The sequence below is a fragment of the Stutzerimonas stutzeri genome, assembly GCF_002890915.1.
Lineage (GTDB): Bacteria > Pseudomonadota > Gammaproteobacteria > Pseudomonadales > Pseudomonadaceae > Stutzerimonas > Stutzerimonas stutzeri_AF.
Map to the genome: position 1 here is coordinate 40,413 of NZ_POUT01000017.1, position 19,721 is coordinate 60,133.

The 19,721-nt window shown below is 64.0% G+C and carries 14 protein-coding genes; 13 read left to right on the top strand and 1 reads right to left on the bottom strand.

All coding sequences use genetic code 11. The annotated features are described in order from the left end of the window. The first annotated feature begins 3 nt into the window (after positions 1-3). The 13 genes from CXK94_RS20555 (at position 4) to CXK94_RS20605 (ending at position 18,725) form a co-directional block, all read left to right on the top strand. Positions 4-3,267, top strand: coding sequence for a phospholipase D-like domain-containing protein (locus tag CXK94_RS20555; RefSeq protein WP_102895698.1), 3,264 nt, complete (start codon positions 4-6; stop codon positions 3,265-3,267). Then, a complete protein-coding gene (locus CXK94_RS22745; RefSeq protein WP_256046236.1) occupies positions 3,264-4,409 on the top strand; it encodes a T6SS immunity protein Tli4 family protein in 1,146 nt (381 codons plus the stop codon). The genes CXK94_RS20555 and CXK94_RS22745 overlap by 4 nt, the downstream gene beginning before the upstream one ends. A 372-nt stretch (positions 4,410-4,781) precedes the next feature. After that, a complete protein-coding gene (locus CXK94_RS22325) occupies positions 4,782-5,654 on the top strand; it encodes an XAC2610-related protein (protein WP_146032321.1) in 873 nt (290 codons plus the stop codon). Between the two features lie 22 nt (positions 5,655-5,676). Continuing rightward, positions 5,677-6,102: a hypothetical protein gene (locus CXK94_RS22330; RefSeq protein WP_146032322.1), complete on the top strand. Its 426-nt coding sequence runs from the start codon at positions 5,677-5,679 to the stop codon at positions 6,100-6,102. Positions 6,103-6,680: 578 nt separating this feature from the next. After that, positions 6,681-8,552, top strand: a complete 1,872-nt coding sequence (locus CXK94_RS20565) for a c-type cytochrome (RefSeq protein ID WP_102895700.1) — start codon at positions 6,681-6,683, stop codon at positions 8,550-8,552. Between the two features lie 25 nt (positions 8,553-8,577). Then, positions 8,578-9,714: a catalase family protein gene (locus tag CXK94_RS20570; protein WP_102895701.1), complete on the top strand. Its 1,137-nt coding sequence runs from the start codon at positions 8,578-8,580 to the stop codon at positions 9,712-9,714. A gap of 267 nt (positions 9,715-9,981) precedes the next feature. Then, positions 9,982-11,121: an MlaE family ABC transporter permease gene (locus CXK94_RS20575; protein WP_051497168.1), complete on the top strand. Its 1,140-nt coding sequence runs from the start codon at positions 9,982-9,984 to the stop codon at positions 11,119-11,121. Beyond that, positions 11,115-11,900, top strand: coding sequence for an ABC transporter ATP-binding protein (locus CXK94_RS20580; RefSeq protein ID WP_037042444.1), 786 nt, complete (start codon positions 11,115-11,117; stop codon positions 11,898-11,900). Before CXK94_RS20575 ends, CXK94_RS20580 begins: the two co-directional genes overlap by 7 nt. 1 nt (position 11,901) lies before the next feature. Further along, positions 11,902-12,840 carry an MlaD family protein gene (locus CXK94_RS20585; protein ID WP_102895702.1) on the top strand — a complete coding sequence of 313 codons (939 nt, stop codon included), beginning with the start codon at positions 11,902-11,904 and terminating at the stop codon, positions 12,838-12,840. After that, positions 12,837-13,463, top strand: a complete 627-nt coding sequence (locus CXK94_RS20590; RefSeq protein WP_102895703.1) for an ABC-type transport auxiliary lipoprotein family protein — start codon at positions 12,837-12,839, stop codon at positions 13,461-13,463. Before CXK94_RS20585 ends, CXK94_RS20590 begins: the two co-directional genes overlap by 4 nt. 327 nt (positions 13,464-13,790) lie before the next feature. After that, complete coding sequence (locus CXK94_RS20595) at positions 13,791-14,867, top strand: HlyD family secretion protein (RefSeq protein WP_102895704.1); 1,077 nt, start codon at positions 13,791-13,793, stop codon at positions 14,865-14,867. Beyond that, positions 14,864-17,608, top strand: a complete 2,745-nt coding sequence (rbbA, locus tag CXK94_RS20600) for a ribosome-associated ATPase/putative transporter RbbA (protein WP_102895705.1) — start codon at positions 14,864-14,866, stop codon at positions 17,606-17,608. Before CXK94_RS20595 ends, rbbA begins: the two co-directional genes overlap by 4 nt. A 1-nt stretch (position 17,609) precedes the next feature. Then, a complete protein-coding gene (locus CXK94_RS20605) occupies positions 17,610-18,725 on the top strand; it encodes an ABC transporter permease (protein WP_102895706.1) in 1,116 nt (371 codons plus the stop codon). Positions 18,726-18,740: 15 nt separating this feature from the next. Here CXK94_RS20605 and CXK94_RS20610 read toward each other — a convergent pair whose 3' ends face one another. Beyond that, a complete protein-coding gene (locus tag CXK94_RS20610) occupies positions 18,741-19,676 on the bottom strand; it encodes a sensor domain-containing diguanylate cyclase (protein ID WP_256046237.1) in 936 nt (311 codons plus the stop codon). Positions 19,677-19,721: the final 45 nt, after the last annotated feature.

Below are 19,721 nucleotides of genomic sequence, written 5' to 3' on the forward strand. Positions count from 1 at the left end.
TCTATGGCAACCGACCCTGCCTACAACGGCGTCCGTGCAAAGGAACTCAACCAGATCAACACCCAGGATGGCCGGGCTTATGTGGCCTATTCCGCGCCAGATTTCTTTCTCAATGAAAGCAATCTGTTCGCCCCCAAGCGCACGGGCAATCAGGTTCGCTTCTTCACCACCGGCGTGGACTATTTCAAGGATGTTGCCGCCTCGATAGACAAAGCCGAAAGGTGCATTTTCATCACCGGCTGGCAGGTCAACTACGACGTGTTGCTCGACGGCAAGCGCAGCCTCTGGCAATGCCTGCGCCAGGCGCTCGAACGCCAGCCGGCATTGAGCATTCACGTCCTGCCCTGGCTGAGTCCTTCCGCCAGCCTAGGGACCTATGACTTCGAGACCATGCTGGCCATCTTCCAGCTCAATGCCGGTTTGACCGATGGCCCGCGTGCCTTCTGCACGCCAGCCATCCAGCAAAGCGACATGAAGGGCCTGGGCGTCGCCTTCTCCCACCATCAGAAATCCGTGGTGATCGACAACCGCATTGCCTACGTCGGCGGCATCGACCTCGCCTACGGTCGGCGTGACGACAACGACTTCAGCCTCGATACGAGCGCCAGGCAGGGCAACGACGCCTACAACCCGGGGCTGCCGAAGCTCGGCTGGATGGATCTGGACAAGCATGTCAGCTCGATGGGGCTGATGATGGCGACATTGTTCGATCTGTCCAGGCCCATCGCAGAAACGTCGGTGCCTCTGGGGGGCACGCTGTCCGCCTCAGTCAGCAGAGCCGAGGCGGCGAACGCCCTGAACCGCGTATCGGACTTCTTCAGGAGCCCGCCCATTCCGGCTCTGCAATGGCTGATTCGAGCAAAGAACAGTGCCATGGGGAATCTGGACGAGGGTTTCGAGCGTCTCGACGTCGCTCAGCGGCGGATGGTCGGCCAAAGCATTCGGGCGCTGGCCTTGCTGATAAACGAAAACCTCGACCGCATGCCCATGGCCGAAGAACTCAGGCAGCGGCTGCAGGCGTGGCTGCAAGAGCTTCAGGCCACGACGGGGGAGCTGTACGAGTCGTTGCGCATCAAGAGCACCGAGCTGATCAGCCAATGGATGACCCAGACCGAGCTGGGCAGGGTCATATCGGTACTCAGCGGTAAGGGCTTCGATGACATCCCCAGCGAGTATCGGGCGGACACCAGCCAACTGGCCGGCTCGATGCTCTGGTTCATCTATCATCTGCTGCAGGAGCGTTCGGGGCGGCATCTGGCACCCTACCCTTATCTGCACGAAACGCCCCAGCCACTGGCATCGCCGGACAACGGACGACTCGCCGACTATCAGCCGAGGATGCCCTGGCAAGACGTGCATTGCCGTATCGAAGGCCCTTCCGTCTACGATGTGGCGCGCAATTTCGTCGATCGCTGGAACGGCCAACAGGCCTACCTCGCCGACACGCCGCCGCTGCAAGACACGACGCTGGTCCGCAACCTGCTGGAGGCAGTGGTGCGCTGGCTCGATGAACTGTCGCGCACTACTGGCCTTGACCGGCTTGGCTTCGGTCTTAAAGTCAGCGACAGCCCACGGCTGAGCTTTCCAACGCCACGGCCCGTCTGGATCGACTCGCCCGACCTGCTGCCCAGCGCACCGGCGGCCCAGCGGGGCGGGATGAGTGTCCAGGTGCTGCGCAGCGCCTCCAGCCGGATGATCCAGCAGGAACAGGCAGGCCGCCAGCGGGCCGGTATCCGCCTGCCGCTGCCGCCCGGCATCGACGACACCCGCGTACAGGCCAACTGCAAAGAGGCCATGCGCCAGGCCATCTCCAGCGCCCAGCACTTCATCTATATCGAGAACCAGTTTTTTCAGAGTGCCTATGGTCGTGACGGTGAGCTGAACCCTTTGCTTCCGCTCTCTGGCCCGATGGCCAGCCTGCGCGACCCGGCCAGCCTGCGCCAGGACTTCGTTGCCCGCGTACGGATGCGTGAAGCCCTGGTGGCCGAGGACATCTGGCAACTGGACTGGCAGGAAATCGACGCCATCGCCCGCGAGCCCGGCCTGGAAGCCCGCGCATTCCTGAAAGACATGCTGGCTATGTGGGGCGTCAACGCCCAGGGCTGGCTCACCCACAGACTGGGAGAGGCGCAGGACGGTCTGCTCAACGACATCGGCGAGGCGCTGGCCAACCGCATCGGCCGTGCCATCGACGAGAAGCGCCCCTTCCATGTGTACATGGTCCTGCCGGTACACCCGGAAGGCGCGCTGAACGTCCCGAACATCATGCACCAGGTCAGCCTGACCATGCAGAGCCTGGTCTTCGGCGAGCACAGCCTGATCCGCCGCATCCAGCGGCGCATGGCGTTGCGCGAATTGCTGGATCGCGATATCAGCCGTGAAGAAGCCCTGCAGATCATCGAACGACGGGACTCGAATGATCGCCCCGTCTATGAACAGCAGGACTGGACTCGCTATCTGACCCTACTCAACCTGCGCACCTGGGAAACCCTCAAGGGGCGCGTCGTTACCGAGCAGATCTACGTGCACAGCAAGCTGCTGATCGCCGACGACCGCGTGGCCATTCTCGGCAGCGCCAATATCAACGACCGCAGCCTGCAGGGCGAACGCGATTCGGAGCTGGCGGTGATCGTGCGCGACAGCACGCCGCTGCCGGTCATGCTCGACGGCAAGCGGCAGCAGCTCGTCGGCCAGGCCGTGCACCAGCTGCGGGTCGATCTCTGGAAAAAGCACTTCGGCCTGGCCATGACAGGATCGTCAGGCGTCAGCCCGGCGACCGGGCTGGCGCAATATCTGGAACAGCCGGCGGCAGAGGAAACCTGGCGGGGGATACAGGAGCGTGCACAAGCTAATACAGACCTTTACAACGACTCCTTTGACTACATTCCCCAAAACATCAGCCAGGTTCAGCCCCGCAAAACACCGAATATGGGGAAATATGAAAAGACCGGCTTTCCTGCCTCGACCTGGCCGACCTGGGCCTATCGTGACCTGGAGGCGCTGGAGCTGGGCGGCGAACTGATGGAGCCAATGCCCTACGAAGAACGCTTCTGGCGCTCCAATACCCTGGCGGAGGTCAAGTCCTTCGCCCCGCCGGTCGGTGTGCAGGGCTTTATCTGCGCGCTGCCCACCCACTGGACCCGTGGGGAGAACAACGACTCCGGCATCAACCTGAGCATCCTGGCCCAGATACTGGAGCAGTCAGACAACAACCGGGCCATCGCGCAAGTGGAGAGCGAACAGCAGAAAGAGAGCCGCCGCACATGAAAACCTTGTTTCAATACCTGAGCGTTGGCTTGCTTGTTCCTGCCAGCATGGCGCTGGCCGATGCCCCACGCCAAGAATGCCTTGGCCGCATGACCTTCGAAGTGCCGGAAGAAATGCAATGGGCCACGTTTCACTCTGATTACACCAATCGTATTTCAAAAGGGGGGGGGCATGGCTTTGGTTTGAAGGTAGGAGCCAAAGGCGACAACTCCCACTATGACTATGATGGCCTGACCATCTATGTCAGCGATATTGTCGAGCGTGACACCTTCGATGGCGCAGCAAGGTATATCAAGGGTTCTGTCAAGCTTTATAGAGATGAGCTAATAAAAGAAGCAACCAGAAAAAGAAAAACACTTGAAGAACTAAAAGAGCTGGACAGAAAAGAGAACACAAAAATCACAAGAGAGGCTGTTGAGAGATTTACAAAAAACATAGAAGAAGTGGAAAGAAGCATTCCATTGACTCAAGTCCATGAATACGACCTCGGCATTCCCGACGCCTACTTCTTGGGCGACCATGTGTCACCGGGCCGGGCCATACTCTGGCGCAATAACCGCGTGTACTCCTTCGCCTTCAGCCAGGCCGGCCCCGACTCCGCCGCGCGCATCAAGGCGCTGGTCGAACGCTTCCAGCCCCGCGACCTCTACGAGGTGCCCAAAGGCCCCGGCTTCTGCTTTCCCTACGGCTTTATCGCCGACGATGGCCAAACCGCCTACAGCATCAAGAACAGCCTGCGCTTCACCCGCACGCCCAACGTCATCTTCACCCTGATCGCCGCCTCCGCCAACGATCCCTGGCAGACCAGACCCACCGAAGGCACCTACGACACCGACTATCGCCCGGGCTACGACGCCAGCAGATGGAAGAAAACCTCGTTCATCGAGCGCCTGTACCTGGGCAAGCGCCTGGCCGGCCTGGAGGGCTGGCGCCTCGACCCCAAACCCGGCTCGGGAGAACAGGAACGCGCCTGGTTCGCCCTGGCCCATCGGGGCGGCACAGGCTCGCCGCTGCTGGCCGTGCAGATGTTCACCTTCCAGAAAGGCACCGACGACCTGACCGAACTGACGCCTCCGCCGGAGGAGGTCATCCCGCGCTTCAGGAAACTGAGCGAAAGCATCAAGGAAGCGTTGGTCAACTGATGGAACAGATTCCCTACGAAGAACGCTTCTGGCGCAGGTGTGAAAAGCCATGAAGTAAGCAGTGGCAACGCCTATTTTGTGCATGACGCGGATGGCACTACGCCACTGGCACTAGATGTGGAAATGGATCCCGTCACTCATGAGCTGAAACGCCTGACATCTGCTGAGCTATTGCTAGCCATCGAGGCTAACTGAAACGAGACTCCTTATGAGGTAACGCTGAATCAGCGTGTGGCGCGCATGAGCAATCAGCGCTCGGATTACTTAGATCAAATCGCGCCGGATATCTAGCTCATACATTCGAGGACCAAACAACATGAGCCATCGTTCGCTTATGCTGGAAATAGCCAACACTGCATTAGAATCGATGAAATGAAAAAGACGATATTTTCCTTGCTACTCGCCACACCGTTGATCTGCCAAGCGGCTTCCCCCGAAATACATGAAATAAGAGCGTACAAAGGAAGTCTAGCCAATCAAGAAATCCATATGACCTTGGTAAACGATGGAGAGAAAATAAATGGGGAGTATTTTTACAGGAAATATAAAACCCCTATTAGTTTTCAAGGAAGCATAATAGACTCGACTTTATCCTTAACCGAGAGCACGGATAGGGGCAAAGCGTACATCAAGGCAAACATATCAGGAAATAAAATTGAAGGCGAATGGAAAAACAAGAATAAGTCTTATGAAATCCATGCTCAAGCCCTGAGCAACTCGTATAAGGATTTAGTCACCGATATCATTATCGGGGGAGAAACCAATAGAGAACTGAAGGTAATCTTCAAGAACGGCATCATACAATATTTTAGCATTGATCCACTCACTAGCCGGCCATTAATAATATTCGAGGACTTTACTTTCGACGGACAACCAGATATGCGCATACTTGAATTAGAGACATCAGGCAATAGCTCATTTTCCTATTTTGAATATAAATCAGAGCGCAAGAGATTCATTAGTGCATCGCCAGAAATATCCAACTTAGTGAGCCCAAGAATTTTGCATCACGAAAAAACCATACTATCCATTTCTAGAGATGGATGTTGCTTGTATCAAGCTCAAAAGATTCAGCCAAACGAATATCGTTTGGCTGAATACGACTATGATTCAAAATCTGGTCATGAGCAGATAGAGAACCTAGAAACAAAAGAAAAATCAAGCAAGCCGATAAATAAGTATTACTTTGAGCAAAACTATCTAAAGCTTATAGGCATCGGCGCCAACGATAAAAAACAACCATAGCCGTTGCCTTATGAAAAAGCCCATGGACATAAAAGCTACAACCGGCAAACGTAACGCTATCTTTCTCTTTTGGGGTATACTGGACGCCTTTTATATTGTTTGGTATTGCGCCAATAGTTGGCTGGGTGAGCGTATACCTTATTTCAGCGATCTCAATTCGAGTATCGCACTACTGGAACAGCAGGGTGGAGTTAATCTAGTCACGGCCCTGCTATCGTGGCTGTTACAGTTTTCGATCATTCTTTCATGCCTGATACTCCTGTTACAAAAGGGCTGGGTGAAATACCTTGCTTACATACAGGCTCCTTTTCGTCTTTTTTTTCTTATACCTTCTTTCTCAATACTGTTGCCTGTTGCACAGCTACTACCAGGCTATGGCTTGATATTTCTGGCACTACTCATCACATCTGAAATACTAAAGGCTTGGTCACTGTGGCGGTTTGCATGACAGTTTTTTGGTAAAAACATAGCCCCTAAATGGATTCAATCGGTATCGGGGGTATGTAATGATTAGCAAACGAATGGTTTTGATGCTTCTTTCTCTTCCCATTTCCTTTGCTCAAGCGGAATTAGGGCACGAGCTTAACATACTGAATTATCATTAGAGGCTAAATTAGCGCATGAGAAAACCCATGCTCAAGAAGCATACAATGTTCTTTTAGGCTTTATGGATAGTGCCGTCACTCATCGTAGCGAACAACTTGATAGACTGAAAGAAGCTGACAAGGCATGGGATGATTTTATTTTCAAAACGTGCCTTCTTGAGGTAGCTGAGAGCATTGGAACTAGAGTGGAGCCAGCAAACAACCTGTAATGTCTTATAAAGCGATACAAGGAGAAGGCCGAGTTTTACAGGGATCGAATCTGAATGAGCTGAATTCTTTCCGGCAGGCAACCCACCGCCCCAGGCACCTGCAACGAAGACGACGCCCTTGCTCCTGCCTCCCACCCCAAGGCGGCGTATTGCCATTAACCCTCGACCCTGCCATAAAGCCGCATCTGCCATAACGCTACAAGGATGTACCGATGCGACTGCTGAAAAAGGCTCTGCGGGGGCTCTTGCTGCTGGCCGTGCTGGCGGTGGGTGTGGGGCTTTATTTCGTGGCCTATCCGAACCTGCCGGACTACGAGGCACCCGAGGCGCTGCATTATCTGGAGCAGTGGGACGATGCGCAGCGGCAGGCCTACTACTACACGCCGCAGGGTACGCAGGTAAAAGGGCTGGAATACGACTGGTTCCTCGCGCTGGAGCTGCCCTTCGGCCGCGACAGGTTCGCCACGCCCGAGTACCTGGCGCGTTTCGGCTTCCTGGTCAATCCCGGCCAGCAACCTACCGCGCTGAACCCGGGCAACCTGCCGGTCGGCTTCGCCCGCCACGAAGACGACGAAACCGGCCGCACCTATCTGGACGTGACTTGCGCGGCCTGCCATACCGGCGAGCTGCGCTACAACGGCCAGGCGGTGCGTATCGATGGCGGCGCGGCCATGCATTCGCTGGCCTCGACCGTGCCGACCCTGCGCGGTGGCGCGTTCGGCCAGGCGCTCGGCATGAGCATGGCCTTCACCTACTACAACCCGTTCAAGTTCCGCCGCTTCGCCCACGAGGTGCTGGGCGACGACTACGAGCAGGGCCGCGACCAGTTGCGCCATGACTTCAAGCAGGTGCTCGACCGCCTGCTCGCCACCGCCTACAACGACTGGCACCGCGGGTTGTACCCGACCGAAGAGGGATTCGGCCGCACCGATGCCTTCGGGCGCATCGCCAACGGCGTATTCGGCGATGCCATCGATCCGGCCAACTATCGCGTGGCCAACGGTCCGGTGAGCTATCCGCACCTGTGGGACATCTGGAAATTCGACTGGGTGCAGTGGAACGGCTCGGCCATGCAGCCGATGGCGCGCAATATCGGCGAGGCACTGGGCGTCGGGGCGACGCTGCAGTTGCTGCACGAGAATGGCCAGCCGGTTGCCGAGGCCGAGCGCTACGCCTCCGGCGTGCGGGTGCGCGACCTGCACACGCTGGAAACCACGCTGATGCAGCTGGCGCCGCCCCGCTGGCCGGAGGAAGTCCTGGGCCGGATCGACCTGGAACAGGCGAGCCTCGGCCGCGCGCTGTACCGGGAGAACTGTGCCCGCTGCCACGCCCCCGATCCGAAGCCGGTCGACCAGCGCTTCGCACCGGAGCGCGATCCCGAATGGCGGATGAAGGTGATCCCCACCGCGGTGGTCGGCACCGACCCGACCACCGCCGACAATATCGCCGATCACCGTTTCGACCTGACCCGCCTGGGCTGGACCCAGGACGAGCTCGACCGGCTGGACGTGCAGCTCTACGGCGCACCGGCCGGCCTGCTGGACCTGAGCCGCCTGTCCAGCGCCAAGGGCCTGGCCTACATCACCGCCTACGTCGAGGAGCGCGCCTATCGCGAGGCGGGTATCGGCCAGGCCGAGCGCGCCGCATTCGACGGCTTCGGCCTGCCGATCGGCGTGCAGGAACTGCGCGGCTACAAGGCGCGCCCGCTCGATGGCATCTGGGCAACGCCGCCGTTCCTGCACAACGGCTCGGTGGCGAATCTGTTCGAACTGCTGTCGCCGGTCGCCGAGCGCCAGGCGCAGTTCTGGGTCGGCAGCCGCGAATACGATCCGCGCCGTGCCGGCATCCGCACCGAACGCTTCGCCGGCGGCTTCCTGCTCGATACCACGATCACCGGCAACAGCAACCGCGGCCACGAATTCCGCGCCGGTTGCCGCGGCAACGGCGTGATCGGCCGGGCGCTGGCGCCGCACGAGCGCTGGGCGCTGGTCGAGTACCTCAAGGTGCTGGGCGATCCGCGTTTCGAATCGCGCCTGGAAGACGTCCCGACACAACCGTACAACCCCGGCCCGACCTGCCCCTGACCGGTAACTGAACAAGGATCGCGACATGCTCAAGAGAATCTGGCTCTGGCTCGGTCGGCTGCTGGGCCGCCTGCTGCTCACCACCGTCGCCCTCGGCCTGGCCGGCTGGGCCATCGGCGCGCTGTATTACCAGTCGAAATACAGCGGCCCGGTGTCCACCGAGGAGGAGATCGCACCGACCGAGGCGGCCGACACCCAGGCGATCATCGCCGACGCCATCGCCGTGGTGGAGCAGCACAGCGAGAACACCCGCGTGCTGCGCGACGCCCATGCCAAGGCGCACGGCTGCGTGCGCGCCGAAGTCAGCGTGCGCGCCGACCTGGACCCCGAGCTGCGCCATGGCGTGTTCGGCGAGCCGGGTAAGACCTGGCAGGCCTGGGTACGCCTGTCCAACGGCAACGCCTACCCGCAGTTCGACCGCATCCGCGATGCCCGCGGCATGGCCATCAAGCTGCTCGACGTGCCGGGCGAGAAGCTCACCCACGACCCGCGCCACGCCGGCGAGCAGGACTTCGTGATGTTCAACCACCCGGTGTTCTTCGTCCGCGACGTCGCCGAATACCGCAGCAACTTCGCCGCCCAGGCGCAGGGCAAGAAGGCGCTGGCGTTCTTCCCGAGCGCCGACCCGCGCAGCTGGGAGCTGCGCCACCTGTTCATCGCGCTGCAGACACTGGCCCCGGCCCCTGCGAGCCCGGTGGCCACCACCTACAGCTCGGTGGCGCCCTACAAGCTCGGCCCGCACAACATCAAGTACCGGGTGATCCCGACGCCGGAACAGTGCCCGGACTACCGGCTACCCGAGCAGAACCGCGACCTGCCGAACTTCCTGCGCAGCGCGCTCTACCAGCAACTGTCGCTGGACCGCGCGCCGGCCTGCTTCGCCCTGCAGGTGCAGCGGCAGAACGCCGCGGACTACATGCCGATCGAGGACACCAGCATCGAGTGGGACGAAGCCATCTCACCCTTCGAGACGGTCGCCGACATCCGCCTGCCGCCGCAGGATTTCGACAGCCCCGAGCAGAACCTGGCCTGCGACAACCTTTCCTTCAACCCCTGGCACGCGCTGCCGGCACATCGCCCCATCGGCGGCATCAACCGCCTGCGCAAGGCCGTGTACGAGGCGATCAGCAGCTACCGGCTCGAACGCAACGGCGCGCTGTAAGGCGCACAGGCAAGACGATACGTGCAGAAGCCGAGCCCATGCCCGCGAAGCTTTTACTGAATGTTCGCGGGCATGGCCCGCTCCTACAGACTTCCGCACTTCGCGCACGTAATCGGGATAGGCCCCAGCGTAATCGGCAGCGCGCCTTGCCATCATTGCGCCACAGGCGAAATCTTCCGTGCGCTGTCTAGCCAGGCGGGGCCCTGCTAGCATCAATCACTATCCCAATTGCCGGAACAAGGCGACCGTTTGCGGAAAATGAGCGCTATGACCTCAACGTCTCCCGGTTCCCTGACGCTCGACCGAAGCGCCCGGCAGCCGCTGGTGCGCATCGCCGGCGACTGGACGCTTGCCCACTACGGCGCGTTGCGGCGCGAGGTGGAACGCCTGTTGCCGCAGCTCGACGCGCACAGCCAGGTCGAACTGGACCGGCTCGGTGCGCTGGATACCGCAGGCGCCGGGCTGCTGGTCGAACTGCTGGGCCAGGAACGCATCGCCGCGATCGAGGCCTGGGGGCCACGGTTGCCCGCCGAGCGCCTGGCGCTGTTGCGTAGCGTCGCCGCCGCGCTGAATCGGCCCGAGGCGCCGCAGCCGGTACAGGGTTACGCCTTCTGCGACGTGCTGGCGCATATCGGCCAGGCGGTTTCCACGCTCTGGCGGCAACAGCGCACCCTGCTCGGCTTCATTGGCCTGACCCTGGAGACCCTCGCGCTTTCGCTACCGCGCCCACGACGCTGGCGGCTGACCTCGCTGACCGTACACATCGAGCAGACCGGTCTCGACGCGATCCCCATCGTCGCCCTGCTGACCTTCCTGGTCGGCGCGGTGGTGGCCTTCCTCGGCGCCACGGTGCTGGCGGACTTCGGCGCGACCATCTACACGGTCAACCTGGTGGGCTTTTCCTTCCTGCGCGAATTCGGCGTGCTGCTGGCGGCGATCCTGCTGGCCGGGCGCAGCGCCAGCGCCTTCGCCGCGCAGATCGGCTCGATGAAGTCCAACGAGGAGATCGATGCGATCCGCACCCTCGGCCTGAGCCCCATCGAACTGCTGGTGCTGCCGCGGGTACTGGCGATGCTGATCACCCTGCCGATCCTGACCTTCATCGGCATGCTCAGCGGCATCGCCGGCGGGCTGGCGGTCTGCGCGCTGACGCTGGACATCTCGCCGATCATGTTCTTCACCATCATGCAGCGCGACATTGCCATCAACCACTTCCTGGTCGGCCTCGGCAAGGCCCCGGTGTTTGCCTTCCTGATCGCGGTGATCGGCTGCCTGGAAGGCTTCAAGGTCAGCGGCAGCGCGCAATCGGTGGGCGAACACACCACCTCCAGCGTGGTGCAGGCGATCTTCATGGTGATCCTGCTGGACGCCATCGCCGCGCTGTTCTTCATGGAGATGGGCTGGTGACGGACGACGCGCTGATCCAGGTGCGCGGGCTGGTCAACCGCTTCGGCCAGCAGAGCGTGCACGAAAACCTCGACCTGGATATCCGCCGCGGCGAGATCCTCGGCGTGGTCGGCGGCTCCGGCACCGGCAAGTCGGTGCTGCTGCGCAGTATCGTCGGCCTGCGCCGGCCCAACGCCGGCAGCGTCCGGGTGTTCGGCGAGAACCTGCTGGAGCTGCCGCCCGAGCGCCGTTCGCAGGTGGAACGGCGCTTCGGCGTGCTGTTCCAGCGCGGCGCGCTGTTCACCTCGCTGAACCTGCAGGAGAACGTCGCCCTGCCGCTGATCGAACACGCCGGGCTCGAACGCAAGGATGCCGAGCACCTGGCGCGGCTGAAGCTGGCGCTGGCCGGCCTGCCGGCCGACGCCGTCTGCAAGTACCCCGACGAACTGTCCGGCGGCATGGTCAAGCGTGCCGCGCTGGCCCGCGCGCTGGCGCTGGACCCGGAAGTGCTGTTTCTCGACGAGCCCACCGCCGGCCTCGACCCCATCGGCGCTGCGGCCTTCGACCAGCTGATCCTGACCCTGCGCGACGCGCTGGGCCTCAGCGTGTTCCTGGTCACCCACGATCTGGATACGCTCTACACCATCTGCGACCGGGTCGCGGTGCTGGCCCGCCGGCACGTGCTGGTGGCCGACCGCCTGGAGGTGGTGGAAGCCACCGACGACGCCTGGATTCGCGCGTATTTCCACGGCCCGCGCGGCCGGGCGGCGCAACAGGCCGCCGACTTGCTGGAGGATTGACATGGAAACCCGCGCCCATCACGTGCTGATCGGCCTGTTCACCGTACTCGCGGTCGGCGGCGCCCTGCTGTTCGCCCTCTGGCTGGGCAAGTCCAGCATGGACCGCGAGTACAACTACTACGAGATCAGCTTCAGCCGCGCGGTCAGCGGCCTGTCCAGCGGCAGTGCGGTGGAATACAGCGGCATCCGGGTCGGCGACGTCGAGCAGCTGTGGCTCGAGCCGGACGACCCGCGCAAGGTGCGCGCGCGCATCCGCGTGTACACCGGCACCCCGATCAAGCAGGACACCCGGGCGCGCCTGGCGTTGGCCAACATCACCGGCAGCATGATCATCCAGCTGCACAGCGGCACGCCGCAAAGCCCGCCGCTGGTGGGCAAGCACGGCGAGCTGCCGCTGATCATCGCCGACCCCTCGCCCCTGAGCGCGCTGCTGGAAAACGGCGAGGACCTGCTGAGCAACATCAACAACCTGCTGCGCAGCGCCAACCTGATGCTTTCCGAAGACAACGCCGGGCACATCGGCCGCACCCTGGCCAACCTCGAGCAAGCCACCAGCGTGCTCGCCGAGCAGCGCGGCGACCTCAGCCAGGCGCTGACCCAGCTCGCCCAGCTGGGCCGGCAGACCAACGCCGCACTGGAGGAAATCACCCGCCTGACGCGCAACGCCAACGGCCTGCTCGACGACGAAGGCCGCCAGCTGCTGGCCCGCGCCGGCCAGTCGATGGCCGGCCTGGAGCGCGCCACCTCGCGCCTGGACGACCTGCTCGCCGACAACCAGGGTGCACTGACCAATGGCCTGCAGGGCTTCAACGACCTCGGCCCGGCGATCAACGAACTGCGCGGCACCCTCGGTGCCCTGCGCCGCATGACCCAGCGCCTCGAAGACAACCCCAGCGGCTTCCTGCTCGGCCGCGAGAAGATCCAGGAGTTCACCCCATGAGCCGCCGTGTGCCGATCCGTCCTTTCGCCCTTTCGCTCCTGCTGGGCCTGCTCTCGGCCTGCACCCTGCTGCCCGATGTCGAGCCGATCCGCGTGTTCCTGCTGCCGGCCGGGGACATGCCGGCCGCCGACGACGCGACCCGGCTGGAGCGGACGCTGCGCATCCACACCCCGCAGGCCAGCCGCATCCTCGCCGGGCCGCGCATCGCCGTGGTGCCGGCGGGCAACCAGATCAGCGCCTACCAAGGTGCGCGCTGGGGCGATGCGGCGCCGACCCTGCTGCGCGATCGGCTGATCGAAGCCTTTCGGCAAAGCGGCCAGCTGAGCGCCGTGAGCAGCGAAGAGACCGGCCTGCAGGCCGACCTGGCGCTGCTCAGCGACCTGCGCGCATTCCAGAGCGAGTATGTCGAAGGGGCACCGCAGGTGGTGATTCGGCTGGATGCCCAACTGGTGTCCACCGCCGATCAGCGCAGCCTCGCCAGCCGCCGCTTCGAGATTCGCCAGCCCAGCAGCGACGCGCAGCTGGAAAACGTGGTCAGCGCCTTCGGCCAGGCCAGCGACGAACTGAGCCGGCAACTGCTGGCCTGGACGCGGCAGGCCGTCCGCATAGCCGAGCCCCGCTAAGTGCCGCGTCCGCGAGCATGGCTCGCTCCTACCGGGGCGTTACGGGGCGCGGGGATCATGTAGGAGCCGGCTTGCCGGCGATCATTGGCGCTACGGTGGATCGCCGGCAAGGACTCGGCGTCCCCCCCGGCTCCTACAGGTCAGGTGTTCCCCGCCCTGCAAGGCTGGCCTGGCGCCATGACCACAGCGAATCGCCTATCCGCGGCGCCTATGTCGGCGAACGCTCACGAACGGGGTGCGAAATCGGGATTTTAATTGACGCAGGCTAAACACTCTTCAGCCTGATCGCTTAGCATGCGAACTATCGCGCCCGCATAAGGAACGTTCATGAAAGCGCCAGCACAGAAAAACCTCCGCCGGATTCTGCTCGTGGTCGTTGCGCTCGTCGTCATTGGCCTGCTGGCCTGGTCGGAGCTGCGTACCGACGGGCTGGGCGACGGTTTCGCCAGCGGTAACGGGCGCATCGAGGCCACCGAGATCGACGTGGCGACCAAGCTCGGCGGGCGCATCCGCGAGATCGCCGTCGACGAGGGCGACTTCGTCCAGCCCGGCCAGGTGATCGCGCGCATGGATACCGAGGTGCTGGAGGCGCAGCTCAACCAGGCCCGCGCCCAGGTGCGCCAGGCCGAGAACGCCATCCTCACCGCCCAGGCGCTGGTCGCCCAGCGCGAGAGCGAGAAGGCCACCGCCGAGGCCGTGGTGCACCAGCGCCGCGCCGAACTGACCGCCGCGCAGAAGCGCCACCAGCGCACCGAGACCCTGGTCGCGCGCAACGCCATGCCGCGCCAACAACTGGACGACGACCTCGCCGCGATGCAGAGCGCCCAGGCCGCGCTGGCGGCCTCGCGGGCACAGGTGCTGTCCGCCGAGGCCGGCACCGCCGCGGCGAAATCCCAGGTGATCGAGGCACAATCGGCGCTGGAAGCCGCCCAGGCCAGCGTCGTGCGCCTGCAGGCCGACATCAGCGACAGCGAACTGAAGACCGACCGCGTGGCGCGTGTGCAATACCGCGTGGCGCAGCCGGGCGAAGTCCTGGCGGCCGGCGGCAAGCTGCTCAACCTGGTCGACCTGGCCGACGTCTACATGACCTTCTTCCTTCCCGAGCGCCAGGCCGGGCGCGTGGCCATGGGCGCCGAGGTGCGGGTGGTGATCGACGCCGCGCCGCAGTACGTGATCCCGGCCCGGGTCAGCTACGTCGCCAGCGTCGCGCAGTTCACGCCGAAGACCGTGGAGACCGAGAGCGAGCGCGAGAAGCTGATGTTCCGGGTCAAGGCACGGATCGACCCCGAGCTGCTGAAGAAGCACATGGAACAGGTCAAGACCGGCCTGCCCGGCATGGCCTACCTCAAGCTGGACGCCGACGCCGAGTGGCCCGCCCACCTGCAGATCAACGTCAGCCCATGAACCAGCCGCTCGCGCCGGTGGCGCAGGTCCAGGGCGTCAGCCTGCAATACGGCAAGACCCGCGCGCTGGACGACCTCAGCGTCGACCTGCCGGCACGCTGCATGGTCGGGCTGATCGGCCCGGACGGCGTCGGCAAGTCCAGCCTGCTGGCGCTGATCGCCGGCGCGCGCAAGCTGCAGCAGGGCCAGGTGCGGGTGCTCGACGGCGACATGGGCGACCGCCACCACCGCCGCGCGGTGTGCCCGCGCATCGCCTACATGCCGCAGGGCCTGGGCAAGAACCTCTACCCGACGCTGACGGTATTCGAGAACCTCGAATTCTTCGGCCGCCTGTTCGGCCAGGCCGCCGACGAGCGCCACTGGCGCATCGCCGAGCTGACCCGCAGCACCGGCCTGGCGCCCTTCGTCGAACGGCCGGCCGGCAAGCTGTCCGGCGGCATGAAGCAGAAGCTCGGGCTGTGCTGCGCGCTGATCCACGATCCGGACCTGCTGATCCTCGACGAACCGACCACCGGCGTCGACCCGCTGTCGCGCAGCCAGTTCTGGGAGCTGATCGAGCGCATCCGCCAGGATCGTCCACAGATGAGCGTGCTGGTGGCCACCGCCTACATGGACGAGGCGCAGCGCTTCGATCACCTGGTGGCGATGGACGCCGGGCGCATCCTCGCCACCGGCACGCCGGCCGAGCTGCTGGCGCGCACCGCCAGCGACAGCCTGGAAGAGGCGTTCATCCGCCTGCTGCCGGAGGAGAAGAGCCGCCGCCACCGCACCCTGGCAATCCCGCCACGCCAGGCCAGCGACGACATCGCCATCGAGGCCCACGACCTGACCATGCGCTTCGGCGACTTCGTCGCCGTGGACCGGGTCAACCTGCGCATCGAGCGCGGCGAGATCTTCGGTTTCCTCGGCTCCAACGGCTGCGGCAAGACCACCACCATGAAGATGCTCACCGGGCTGCTGCCGGCCAGCGAGGGCCACGCCCTGCTGTTCGGCAAGCCGGTGGACCCGCACGACCTGCAGACCCGCCAGCGGGTCGGCTACATGTCCCAGGCCTTCTCGCTGTACAGCGAACTGACCGTGCGGCAGAACCTCGACCTGCACGCCCGGCTGTTCCACCTGCCGGCCGAGCGCCGCGAACCGCGCATCCGCGAGATGCTCGAACGCTTCGGGCTGGTCGACGAGGCCGACAGCCTGCCCGAAGCGCTGCCATTGGGCGTGCGCCAGCGCCTGTCGCTGGCGGTGGCGGTGATCCACGCGCCGGAAATGCTGATCCTCGACGAGCCCACCTCCGGCGTCGACCCGGTGGCGCGCGACGGTTTCTGGGAACTGCTGGTGCAGCTGTCGCGCGAGGACGGCGTGACCATCTTCATCTCCACCCACTTCATGAACGAGGCGCTGCGCTGCGACCGCATCTCGCTGATGCACGCCGGCCGCGTGCTGGACAGCGACACGCCGCAGGCGCTGATGGACAAGCGCGGCCTGGCGACCCTCGAAGAGACCTTCATCGCCTACCTCGAGGATGCCGTGGCCGAAGGTGCCGCCAGCGGCCCGCAGGACACCGCGACGGCCACCGAGCGCGAGCGCCCGGCCAAGGTCGCCAGCAGCGCCGAGCTGCGCGCGCGCTTCAGCCTGCGCCGCCTGCTCAGCTACACCCGCCGCGAATCCATGGAACTGCGCCGCGACCCGATCCGCGCCACCCTGGCCATGCTCGGCACCGTGCTGCTGATGTTCATCATGGGCTACGGCATCAGCCTGGACGTCGAGGACCTGACCTACGCGGTGCTCGACCACGACCAGACCACCACCAGCCAGGCCTACGCGCTGAACATCGCCGGCTCGCGCTATTTCATCGAGAAGGCGCCGCTGGCAAGCCCCGGCGAGCTGGACCGGCGCCTGCGCAGCGGCGACATCAGCCTGGCCATCGAGATCCCGCCCGACTTCGGCCGCGACCTCAAGCGCGGCGCCATCCCGCAGGTGGCGTTCTGGATCGACGGCGCCATGCCGATGCGCGCCGATACCATCAAGGGCTACGTGCAGGGCCTGCATACCAGCTACCTGCAGGATCTGGCGCGCAGCGCCGGGGTGAGCAGCGCCGCCCTGGCCGACATCGCCATCCGCTACCGCTACAACCCGGACGTGCAGAGCCTGCCGGCCATGGTCCCGGCGATGATCCCGATCCTGCTGATGATGATCCCGGCGATGCTCACCGCCCTCGGCGTGGTGCGCGAGAAGGAGCTGGGCTCGATCACCAACTTCTACGTCACCCCGGTGACCCGCCTGGAATTCCTGCTCGGCAAGCAGTTGCCCTACATCGCCCTGGGCATGGTCAACTTCGCCACCCTGGTGTTGCTGGCGGTGTTCGTCTTCGGCATCCCGATCAAGGGCAGCCTGCTCACCCTGGTGATCGGCGCGCTGCTCTACGTCACCTGCGCCACCGGCCTGGGCCTGCTGATGTCGTCGATGCTCAACAGCCAGATCGCGGCGATCTTCGGCACCGCCATCGCCACCCTGCTGCCGGCCGTGCAGTTCTCCGGGCTGACCCACCCGGTCTCGGCGCTGGAAGGCGCCAGCGCCTTCTTCGGGCAGATCTATCCGACCAGCCACTTCCTGATCATCAGCCGCGGGGTGTTCTCCAAGGCGCTGGGCATGGCCGACCTCTACTGGTACTTCATCCCCTTGCTGCTGGCGATCCCGCTGCTGACCCTGCTCAGCGTCGCCGGCCTGCGCAAGCAGGAAAAATGACATGCGCACACTCGGCAACGTCTTCCAGCTCGGCCTCAAGGAACTGCGCAGCCTGTACCGCGACCCGGCGCTGCTGGTGCTGATCGTCTACGCCTTCACCCTGGCCATCTACACCGCCGCCACCGCCCTGCCCGAGGCGCCGCACCGGGCCACCCTGGCAGTGGTCGACGAGGATCAGTCGCAGGCCTCGCGGCGCATCCTCAATGCCTTCCAGCTGCCCTACTTCCTGCCGCCGGTAGCCATCGACCTGCGGCAGATGGACAGCGGCATGGACGCCGGTTTCTACACCTTCACCCTGAACATTCCACCGGACTTCCAGGCCGACCTGCTGGCCGGGCGCAGCCCGACCATCCAGCTCAACGTCGACGCCACCCAGGTCAGCCAGGCGTTCACCGGCGCCGGGCACATCCAGCAGATCATCAACGACGAGGTCAGCGCCTTCGTCCAGCGCTACCGCGCCGGCAGCGCACTGCCGGTCGAGGCGGTGGTGCGTACCGCCTTCAACCCCAACCTGACGCGCTCCTGGTTCGGCGCGGTCAACGAGGTGATCAACCAGATCACCATGCTCTCGATCATCCTCACCGGCGCCGCGCTGATCCGCGAGCGCGAGCACGGCACCATCGAACACCTGCTGGTGATGCCGGTGACGCCGTTCGAGATCATGCTGGCCAAGGTCTGGGCGATGGGCCTGGTGGTGCTGCTGGCCTCGGGCTTCGCCCTGCGCGTGATCGTCGAGGGCTGGCTGCAGATCCCGATCCAGGGCTCGCTGCTGCTGTTCATCGGCGGCGCCGCGCTGCACCTGTTCGCCACCACCTCGATGGGCATCTTCTTCGGCACCGTGGCGCGCTCGATGCCGCAGCTGGGCCTGCTGATCATCCTCGCGCTGATGCCGCTGCAGATCCTCTCCGGCGGCATGACCCCGCGCGAGAGCATGCCCGAGCTGGTGCAGCACATCATGCTGGCGGCGCCGACCACGCACTTCATCGAACTGGCCCAGGCGATCCTCTTCCGCGGCGCCGGCGTTTCGGTGATCTGGCCGCAGCTGCTGGCGCTGGTGGTGATCGGCGCGGTGTTCTTTGTCGGCGCGCTGTCGCGCTTGCGCAAGTCGTTGCGCTAGCGGCGGGAACAGAGCCTAACCCTGGACGACCCGATTGCGCCCTTCGCGCTTGGCACAGAACAGCGCCTGGTCGGCCTCGCTCAGCAGCGCATCCAGGCTGCGGCTGGCATCGCTGCAGGCACTGACGCCGAAACTGGCGGTACAGCGTACCGAGCGATCGCCGTCGGCGACGGCCACCGCCTCGATCTCCAGGCGCAGGCGTTCGGCGATCGCCAGCGCCTGCCGCAGATCGGCATCGGCCAGCACCAACGCGAACTCCTCGCCGCCGAGCCGACCGAAGATGTCCTGCTCGCGCACCTGTGGCTGCAGGGCATCGGCCACGGCACGCAGCAAGCGGTCACCCGCGGCATGCCCATAGGTATCGTTGACCCGCTTGAAGTGATCGATATCGAACATGACCACCGCCATGGAGCGTGCCCGGCGATCATGCCGGAAGGCCCGCTCGCCCAGCTCGAAGAATGCCCGGCGATTGTTCAGGCCGGTCAGTTCGTCGGTACGCGCCAGGGCCTCGGCGCGCGACACCGCGAGGTGCAGTTGCTGCTCCATGCGCTTGCGCTCGGTGATGTCGGTGGCGATTTCCAGGCGGACCAGGCGACCGTCGGTCCAGGGAATCGCCTGGTCCCGGCACTGGTACCAGTTGCCATTGGCCGTGTTCTGGAATTCCCAGACGTGCACACCGGCCGGCCGCCCGACGGGGTCGACCAGCCGTGCGTTGCTGCAGAACCGGCACGGCCCCTGCTGCTCGGCCTGCAACAGCTGCCAGCAGGTCTTGCCCTGGTACTGGCCCCAGATGGCCCGGCCGTACTCGTTGAGGTACAGCAGCTCGTAGGTCTGCATGTCGGCCACGTAGACCAGCGCATCGAGCCGGTCGAGGATGCTGGCGATGCCGCCAGCCGGCTGGCCGGCTGCGTCCGCATCGAGGCTGGCGCCTGGCACGGGGATAGGGGGCAAGGGGACTCTCCTCTGCACAGCGGTTACGGCATCAAGACCTTGCGC

What these genes read in the sequence shown, in the direction of transcription:
- CXK94_RS20555 (WP_102895698.1), top strand. Translation starts at nt 4, where the DNA reads ATGGCAACCGACCCTGCCTACAACGGCGTCCGTGCAAAGGAACTCAAC.
- CXK94_RS22745 (WP_256046236.1), top strand. Translation starts at nt 3,264, where the DNA reads ATGAAAACCTTGTTTCAATACCTGAGCGTTGGCTTGCTTGTTCCTGCC.
- CXK94_RS22325 (WP_146032321.1), top strand. Translation starts at nt 4,782, where the DNA reads ATGAAAAAGACGATATTTTCCTTGCTACTCGCCACACCGTTGATCTGC.
- CXK94_RS22330 (WP_146032322.1), top strand. Translation starts at nt 5,677, where the DNA reads ATGGACATAAAAGCTACAACCGGCAAACGTAACGCTATCTTTCTCTTT.
- CXK94_RS20565 (WP_102895700.1), top strand. Translation starts at nt 6,681, where the DNA reads ATGCGACTGCTGAAAAAGGCTCTGCGGGGGCTCTTGCTGCTGGCCGTG.
- CXK94_RS20570 (WP_102895701.1), top strand. Translation starts at nt 8,578, where the DNA reads ATGCTCAAGAGAATCTGGCTCTGGCTCGGTCGGCTGCTGGGCCGCCTG.
- CXK94_RS20575 (WP_051497168.1), top strand. Translation starts at nt 9,982, where the DNA reads ATGACCTCAACGTCTCCCGGTTCCCTGACGCTCGACCGAAGCGCCCGG.
- CXK94_RS20585 (WP_102895702.1), top strand. Translation starts at nt 11,902, where the DNA reads ATGGAAACCCGCGCCCATCACGTGCTGATCGGCCTGTTCACCGTACTC.
- CXK94_RS20590 (WP_102895703.1), top strand. Translation starts at nt 12,837, where the DNA reads ATGAGCCGCCGTGTGCCGATCCGTCCTTTCGCCCTTTCGCTCCTGCTG.
- CXK94_RS20595 (WP_102895704.1), top strand. Translation starts at nt 13,791, where the DNA reads ATGAAAGCGCCAGCACAGAAAAACCTCCGCCGGATTCTGCTCGTGGTC.
- rbbA (WP_102895705.1), top strand. Translation starts at nt 14,864, where the DNA reads ATGAACCAGCCGCTCGCGCCGGTGGCGCAGGTCCAGGGCGTCAGCCTG.
- CXK94_RS20605 (WP_102895706.1), top strand. Translation starts at nt 17,610, where the DNA reads ATGCGCACACTCGGCAACGTCTTCCAGCTCGGCCTCAAGGAACTGCGC.